The sequence below is a fragment of the Streptomyces sp. genome, from assembly GCF_035644915.1.
Taxonomy (GTDB): Bacteria; Actinomycetota; Actinomycetes; order Streptomycetales; family Streptomycetaceae; genus Streptomyces.
In genome coordinates, this window is sequence record NZ_DASQNP010000036.1 from 1 (window position 1) to 7,305 (window position 7,305).

The window sequence follows — 7,305 nt, forward strand, 5'->3', positions numbered from 1 at the left end:
ATGGAGGCACCGGTGGCGAAGCTCTGGAAGTCGAATCGGCTGACGGTGGGGGCGGCCGTCGCGGTCCCGGCGGCGGCCGTCCGCCCGGACTGCGCGGATGGAGGGGTGGGCGGCGGCCACCTGGCCGATCAGGTGGGTACCGGCGACGGAATCGGGCACGCCCGCGGCGGCGACCAAGGTCGCGAGCAGTAGGCCGAGGGTGCCGGTGACGATGCTCGCCTGCGGCCCACGGTCTTCTTCGCCGCATCCGTGCCCTGCCCGGCCGCTGGGACGCTGGTGGAGGTCTTGCCGCCCTGCGTGTCGGTCACGCACGCGGACGGCTCCGTGCACCTGCCTTCCTCCTGCCGCGCCGGGCTCCGCGGCACGCCGATGAGCTGGGCGACCACCCCGTCCTTCGGCCAGGCGGCGAGGGAGGGCGTACCCGTCGCCCCGGGCGGGACGTCGTGGCCTCCCGGACGACGGCCGCCTCGGTCCTAGACGTGATCACCCAGGCCAGGCGATCACCTCACCCGGGAAGCCGAACAAGAGCGCACCGCCTGCGGTGCACGCGCGCTGGGAACGCGACCGCCATGGGCATTCCCTGCCACCGCGGCACCGTCGAGTACGCCCTCGTCGACCACAAGCGTGGGAAACAGCCGATCCGCCGGACCCACCGACGAGACCGGCTGCCCGGCACCTACCGCGCCATCGCCGGTCTCGTCTCCGACCGCACCGCGATCATCTGAACCGCAGCCCTTGAGCGGGCCATCACGACCTCACCCGCCATCACGCACGACTCGTAGGGCTCCGGCCATCACTCGGGCATACCTCGCGGTCCTCCGGGGCGGCATGACCAGGACATACCGCGGTTTCCTCGGCCGTCGTCGCCACCGACACGCCCCGGCAGGGCCGCCCGGTCTCCACGCGGACTGAGCGGATGCTTCACCCGCTCAGTCGTTCCGTGTCTTCTTCCCGCGGTGCTTCCGCCTCCTTGAGTTGGTACAGCTCGGGCAGGGAGACCTTGATCGGTTCCTGTGTGGTCCGTGCGATCACGGCGACCACGGGCTCGTTCGGGTCGGGGTTCTCCTCCCGGTGCGGGACGAACGGGGGGACGAGCAGGAAGTCGCCGGGGCCGGCGGTGATCCGTACCTCCTGGGTGCCGTCGTGGTAGACGTACACGGGGTGACCGCTGACCACGTAGATCCCCGCCTCCGAATCGCCGTGGTGGTGGTTGTCCGTCGCGCTCAGCGGCGGGTTCTCCACCAGGCCCATCCAGAGCTTCTTCGAGCCGACTGTGCTGCCGCTGATGGCGGTGTGGCCGTCCAGTTCACCGGCCCGAACGTGGTGGACACGGTTGAGCGGCGGCGTCTTGCCGTCGGTGCTCGGCGCGGACCCGCTGCCTCCGTGGGTGTTCATCGTGTGGCCTCCCGATGGTCTTCGAGGCCCTTTCGACTGGGCGTCAGACTGCGACCGCCGCGCCTGATGCGGCAAGCAAAGTTGCTGTGATGGCAACACACATGCGTCCGGGGCCACGACGTCCGCCCGGACATCAGCGCGATATGAGGCCGCGGTGGTCGATCGACGTCCTTCGGGAAGAACCACTCCGGTCCGGACGCGGCTCCTGGGCGGACTTCCCGTACGCCTCGGCCTGCCGCGCGCGCCGAGGACACCGACTCCGTGATCGCTTTCGTGGTCCGGAGAAGAGGCTGCGCACCGGCCGGACTCCTCGCCCACCGCGTCCGCGTCCAGGGCCGCGGCACCGAGGTGCGGTACCTGCACGCCCGCCTGCCCCGCGTCCTCGCACCGTCCGCCGCCCCGGCCGGGAGGTGACCTGCGGTGCCCGCCCGCATGTCGCGCCCCCGTCCTGGGACCGCGGTCCGCGTCCACCGATGGGCGGCAGCAACCGGTCGGCCCCGGCATACCGATCCCTACCGCCCCGCATCGCCGCCTCAGCCGGAAACGGGAGGGCGCCGGCCTGATTCCTCCCGCGCCGCCACAACCACCGGCCCCACCTCAGGCGGGGCCGGTCTCATGCAAGGAGCCGCACCTCGATCAAGGCACCGTTCCTTGTGGTGAGTTGAGACCAGCGGGTGGTCCTGAAGGGATCTGCTGTCTGTGCCGTGTGGCAGTCTCCGGCCATGACGTACGACCTCGCCGTCTGGGAAGGCGTCCGCCCGAGCGATGACGCCGCTGCCGGCCGGCTCTTCAGCGAGCTCTACTGCCGATACATCGACATCGACACCGGAGTGGACCACCCTCCGACCGAGCGGATGGCGGCGTACGTGGCGGCGCTGCTGCAGCGGTGGCCCGACATGGACGAGGACGAGGACGACAGCTCGCCGTGGTGCAGCGGGCGGCTGATCGACGAGGCGAGCGGCCCGCTGATCTACTTCGCCCTGCGGTGGAGCATGGCCGAAGAGGCTTCCGCATACGCCGCGCAGCTCGCCGCATCCATGGGGTTGGTCTGCTTCGACGTCTCGGGAGACAGGCTCCGGCCATAGCCGCTTGCCCGGTCGGCGGTGGCCGATGAGGGCTGCGGCGAGGTCGGCGGAGGTGAGGAAGCGCTCCGGTGTGCGTTCACAGCCGGCCACTTCCTGGCCTTCACCGCTATTGCCTGCACCCTCATCCGCTGCCGAAGACTCGCCAGATGAGATGGGTTGTGAGCACTGCAACGATGGTTGTGTTGATAGGCGGGCAGTTGCGGGTGGTGAGTCTCCGCGCCGTCTGTAGTGGCTGAGGCGGGTGATCGGGCGTCGGGTCCCGGTGAGGCTGAGATGGATGGGAGCGGGGAGGAGCCATTCCCGCTTTCCCGGTGTCGAGCTCGTGGACGTGCAGGACGGTCAGGTTGGCGTGGGCGGCCATGGCCGGGGCCAGGATGGTGCCAGCCGTCATAGCGGCGGACCTGGGAGTCGTCCTGGCCGCACTCCTGCTTTCGCGCCGCGGAAGCACTCACTGATGGCCCAGCGGCTGCCGGCGATGCGGATCGGCCCGTCCCATGTGTCTTGGCAGGGGCGCAGGTGATCTGGGAGGAGACCTCCTCGGGCCGGGCAACGCCGAGGCAGGACGGGAGCGGGTGAATTCATGGTCGATGGCGTGGCTGCGCTACACTGGATCTTGGATGCGCCGCCGAACTACGGGCGGTGTACCGCGCGTTGGTGGTCCAAGGAAAGACGCCCCGCTTCCTGCGGGGAGATGCAGGTGCAAGGCCTGCCCGGCGCTCGACGAAAGGCCCTGCTCCGGACATCGTCCGGGGCAGGGCCTTCTGCGTGTCCGGGGCCGACGGCTCCAGGAGCGCGCCTCAGGGACGTTCCGGTCGGTGTTCCGGCCGGGCGGCGAAATTGTCCTGTGGGCAGGATCGGGGTGCGGGCGCGGCGGCCAGGCGGGCCGGGGAGCGTCAGCGCCCGGATGCGCCGTGCGTGACGTCGGCACCCTGGTCACGGAGATCCTGCGCAGGCAAGTGCACCGGGACGAGGCAGCAAAGACATGGCCCGGGGAAGCGGCGCGCGGTCCAGCGCGCAGGAGCCGAGTGGGAGACGGGCGGGGGAGTGGGCGGCTGCTGCCCGTGATCGCCACCGGGCCCGGTGGCGATCGTCATAGGACGGAGTCCCGCCTCGGAGGGCACACCCCGAAGGGCAGGGGTGTCACCTGCTCGTCCGCGGTGTCCGGGGTCCGGGCGTCGCCGTATGCGTACGGGACGGGGGAGTGGTGGTCCGGGCTCCTCCGCCCGGACGTCGGCCGCTGCCCGCCGCAGTGCAGTCGGCGGGGCATCCGGGTTGGCCGCCGCGGTGGCGTGTGTACCGGCCGCGGCCGCGGGGAAGTCGGAAAACACCCTCTTCAGGGAGGAAAACGTCGGTCATTGCGGTGGCGACCGATCCGCTCGGCTCGGCGTCGTGTGAATGCGAACGCGACCTTGGGGCCGCCGTGCTCCGGGCGGCACCGATCGCCGTCCGCCCGGCGCCGGCGAGACCGAGCCCGTTCGCACCCGGGGGCGAATCCCCGTCGCGGCGGACGGCGTGCTTGCGCGAGCGCGCTCGCCCGGAGAGCCCGGTGTCCTCCCCCTACCTGGCCGTCCACGTTCAGGAGCACACAGTGACACGCCGTTTCGCCACGACCGCGATCGCCCTCACAGCCGCCGTCCTGGCGGCGGCCTGCGGGGGAGGGGGTACGGAGGGCGCCGGGCGTCCGGCCCCGGCGCCCGGGGAGTCCCGGAGCATCGACGGGCGCGGGGAGACCGCGCCACCCTCCGCGCGCACCGTCGCGCCGCCCCCGTCCCCGTCGTCCGACGGGTCCCGGAGCGTCGGCGGCCCCGGGGAGACGGCGTCACCGTCCCCGTCCGGCGGCGGTCCGGCGGACGGAGCGCCCTGGGACGCCTCCCGGAAGTCGGAGAGGAACCGAGGGGTGGACGCGACCGAGCTGTCGGTGCTGACGGGGGTGCGGGTGGGCGTCCACGACACCTATGACCGGGTCGTCTTCGACTTCGAGGGAGGCGCCCCGGGATACGTCGCCGAGTACGTGGACGCGCTGCACCAGGATGGTTCCGGCATGGAGGTCCCCGTCGCGGGCGAGCACAGGATCATGCTCGTCTTCCTCAGGGCCCAGCCGGAGGAGGAGCTCGGCGGTGAGGGCCAGGCCACGCCCACCGTTCGCGGCCTGAAGCTCGTCAGCTACTTCGAGGGGGACACCCGCTTCGGCGTCGGCGTGGACGCCCGCCGGGGCGACGGCCGGCCGGGCTTCCGGGTGACCACGGCCCCGAACAGGATCGTCCTCGACATCGCGCACGAGGCGGCGGACTCGGCGGGCTGAGGCCCCGTGAGGCCGGGACGGGGACCGGGGTTTCCGGGCCGCCCGCACGGGGGGGCACGGGTAGGAGCGCAGCGGCGGGAGTCCGTGTGCAGCGCGAAGCCGGAAAGGGCCTCGGTCGGTGACCCGGGCCACTCGGCCCGGGCGACGCCGGCACCCGGCGCGTCGAAGCCCTCCGGCCAGCGCGTACGGGCGCTCGCCCGGGCCCCCTCCAGCGGCGCCTCCCTCAGGTCCGCGCCGGTGAGGCCGGACTCCTCCAGACCCGTCTCGACGAGCCGCGCCCCACGCAGGTCGGCGGTGACGAGACGAGTGGAGCGGAGAGCCGACGTCGCCGGCTCGGCGTGCCGGAGGTCGGTGGCGATGAGGTTGAGCCACTCGGGCTCGCGCCCCTGACACAACACGTCCAGGCAGGTCAGTGCCACCTGGGCGTCCGGCGCCCGGGTATCCGGGGGCGGTACGGAGCTGATCGGCGCGTCCGGCACGGGCGCGTGGGATTCCACGGAAGGCCAGTGCGGATGCGCCCGCTGACCGCCCTGTGGACGGGGCCGCCCGCAGGAACGACACCGGCCTGTCGCTGGTCGGCGGGGACTCCACCACCACGCGGGCTCATCATGACGCGACCGGCCTGCAGGTCGGCGGACGGACCCTGGCCGCACCGCAGGAGGCGGCTTCGGGAAAGGGGGAAGCGCCCTCGGCCGCAAGGCGGGCAGAACGATGACGGCGCCCCGGATCAAACCGAACGGAGGCGCCCGCTAGGGTTGCCCGCGGTTTCGAAGACTCGATGGCACAGGGGGATTTGATGCGCGGACACCTGAAGCTGACGACCGTGCTGATCGTGGTGGTCCTGGCACTGACCGGTTTCTCACCGGCCAAGAGCGGTGGCGGGAAGGGCGGCGGCAAGGGCAGTTCCGGCGGGGGAGGGTGTTCCAAGAAGAGCCATGGTTCGTCGTCGGCGTACCAGGACTACGACGATGATGACTACGAGGAGATCTACGGCTCGGACTCGTACGGCAGCGAGCCGACGGAGTCGTCCTCGGCGGACTCCGAGGAGGCCAGCGCGACGATCATCGCCTGCGTCGAGGCGGACGACGGCGGCCGCAAGAAGGGCAGGAAGAAGCCGCGGTCCACAAAGGCTGCGGATGCCGCCGCGGAGGTACGGGTCACCTCCAAACTGGGCGAGCGGCAGACCTTCCGGGTGAGGGTCGACTTCTTCGGCGCCGGCGGCACCGGCTATTCCTACGTCGACGTTGGTTCCACGAGGGTCACCTTGGAGGCCGGACAGACCAAGACGGTCAAGGTGCCCATGGAGGACCCGAAGCAGGCGTCCCGGGTGCGGTACTGCGAGATTGACGACGTCGAACTCGTGCACTTCTGACAACCGGCCCGACAGCCTCCGACCGCCTGGCCTGGATAGTGAAGGCGGCAGGGCCGGTTGTCGCCGTCACGTCCGCCGGTTCACGGCACTGCAGCCGGACCCTCGTGCAGCGCACGGGGTCCGGCGACCATGCGGCGCGCCTGGGCGCTGCCTGTGGCGGGTTCAGCCGACCTTGTTGCTGGGCGCATCGCCGGGGGACGGGCCGCCAAGGCGGCCGTCCCGTCGGCCACGACCCAGCGCTGGACAAGAAGCGCAACACGGTCGAACACCGCACCGACAGGACCCGCACCGACAGGACCAGGGAACGGCGGAGGCCCGCCACCCGCCAAGACAGGGCCCGGCCGGCTACCTGGCCGGACTCCACCTCCGCGGCACCGTCCCGCGGCTCCGCAGCCTTCCATCAACCTGAAGACCCCAACTCGGCACAGAGCCCGGGCCTCTTGCCCTGAGGGGTCGGGGGATGCGACCGGCGGGTGGGTGGTTGGCCCTTCAGCGCGGTGTGTCCGCGGTGGTGATCGTGGGCATGCGGCCACCGGGAGAAGACGTCTCGTCCTTCCTGCCCGGAACCGCAGAGGCACCCCTCCAGCAGCGTCCGGCGAAACCGTCCGACGTTGCCATTGGCCCGCGGCCGGTGAACGCAGGTGCGCCGGTGGGCGATCCCGGCCGCGGCCGGAGCGTCGCACCACGGGCGGGAGCGGTAGCAGGCACCGTTGTCGGCCGGCGCGCGCTCGACCGGTGATCCCCACTCGGGCGAAGCATGCCCGGGCCCGGAAGCCGGTAGCGGTCTCTTTCTTCCCGTCGGGCAGGCTCTCGCTGTGGGCCGGGGAGTGGCCGTCGACGACGGGGTGCAGGTGATTCCCGGCCTCCGGCCGGGAGGGGCCCAGTGGCCGGCGCCGGGGCGTGCCTTGCGGCCCGTGGCCCGGCCGAGGACCTTGTGGCCGCCACCCTCGGGGATGTCGCCGAGTTCGGTGGACCGCTCGCGGCGGCGACGGACGACGTGGCACAGGCCCACCCCGGCGCCGTGGCGGCTCACAGCGGTCAGCGGGGAGGCCGCACCTCGCGGTGGCGGATGGCGGCTGTGCCTCCCAGCCCGTCGAGCAGGTCTGCCAGCAGACCGCGGCAGTCCTGTAGGCGGTGGGCTCCGGCACGCT

The 7,305-nt window shown here is 72.1% G+C and carries 7 protein-coding genes and 2 pseudogenes; 6 read left to right on the forward strand and 3 right to left on the reverse strand.

The window, feature by feature from the left end; genetic code table 11:
• Both VE546_RS04290 and VE546_RS27935 read left to right on the forward strand, forming a co-directional pair.
• Positions 1 to 192, forward strand: a 192-nt coding sequence (locus tag VE546_RS04290; RefSeq protein ID WP_324918516.1) for a hypothetical protein, incomplete at its 5' end; no start/stop codon positions are given.
• 377 nt (positions 193 to 569) lie between these two features.
• Positions 570 to 725: a hypothetical protein gene (locus VE546_RS27935; protein WP_414720398.1), complete on the forward strand. Its 156-nt coding sequence runs from the start codon at positions 570 to 572 to the stop codon at positions 723 to 725.
• A 196-nt stretch (positions 726 to 921) separates the two neighbouring features.
• Here the strand turns inward: VE546_RS27935 and VE546_RS04300 are convergent, their stop codons facing one another.
• A complete protein-coding gene (locus VE546_RS04300; protein ID WP_324918518.1) occupies positions 922 to 1,395 on the reverse strand; it encodes a cupin domain-containing protein in 474 nt (157 codons plus the stop codon).
• Between the two features lie 261 nt (positions 1,396 to 1,656).
• Between VE546_RS04300 and VE546_RS04305 the strand changes: the two genes are divergently transcribed.
• Both VE546_RS04305 and VE546_RS04310 read left to right on the forward strand, forming a co-directional pair.
• Positions 1,657 to 1,809 carry a hypothetical protein gene (locus VE546_RS04305; RefSeq protein ID WP_324918522.1) on the forward strand — a complete coding sequence of 51 codons (153 nt, stop codon included), beginning with the start codon at positions 1,657 to 1,659 and terminating at the stop codon, positions 1,807 to 1,809.
• Positions 1,810 to 2,099: 290 nt separating this feature from the next.
• Positions 2,100 to 2,480 (forward strand): hypothetical protein, encoded by a 381-nt coding sequence (locus VE546_RS04310; protein ID WP_414720399.1) that lies wholly within the window; start codon positions 2,100 to 2,102, stop codon positions 2,478 to 2,480.
• A gap of 280 nt (positions 2,481 to 2,760) precedes the next feature.
• Here VE546_RS04310 and VE546_RS04315 read toward each other — a convergent pair.
• Positions 2,761 to 3,031 (reverse strand): annotated as a pseudogene (locus tag VE546_RS04315) (IS701 family transposase); the annotation flags it as partial.
• Positions 3,032 to 4,377: 1,346 nt separating this feature from the next.
• On the opposite strand from VE546_RS04315, the gene VE546_RS04320 reads away from it, so the two are divergent.
• Positions 4,378 to 4,782: an AMIN-like domain-containing (lipo)protein gene (locus VE546_RS04320; protein ID WP_324918525.1), complete on the forward strand. Its 405-nt coding sequence runs from the start codon at positions 4,378 to 4,380 to the stop codon at positions 4,780 to 4,782.
• A 212-nt stretch (positions 4,783 to 4,994) separates the two neighbouring features.
• Here the strand turns inward: VE546_RS04320 and VE546_RS04325 are convergent.
• Positions 4,995 to 5,435, reverse strand: a pseudogene (locus VE546_RS04325) (pentapeptide repeat-containing protein); the annotation flags it as partial.
• Between the two features lie 143 nt (positions 5,436 to 5,578).
• Between VE546_RS04325 and VE546_RS04330 the strand changes: the two are divergent.
• Positions 5,579 to 6,154 carry a hypothetical protein gene (locus tag VE546_RS04330; protein ID WP_324918528.1) on the forward strand — a complete coding sequence of 192 codons (576 nt, stop codon included), beginning with the start codon at positions 5,579 to 5,581 and terminating at the stop codon, positions 6,152 to 6,154.
• Positions 6,155 to 7,305 lie beyond the last annotated feature (1,151 nt).

Bases quoted from the DNA above. Each gene is read 5' to 3' on its own strand.
- VE546_RS27935 (WP_414720398.1), top strand. From the start codon at position 570: ATGGGCATTCCCTGCCACCGCGGCACCGTCGAGTACGCCCTCGTCGAC.
- VE546_RS04300 (WP_324918518.1), bottom strand. From the start codon at position 1,395: ATGAACACCCACGGAGGCAGCGGGTCCGCGCCGAGCACCGACGGCAAG.
- VE546_RS04330 (WP_324918528.1), top strand. From the start codon at position 5,579: ATGCGCGGACACCTGAAGCTGACGACCGTGCTGATCGTGGTGGTCCTG.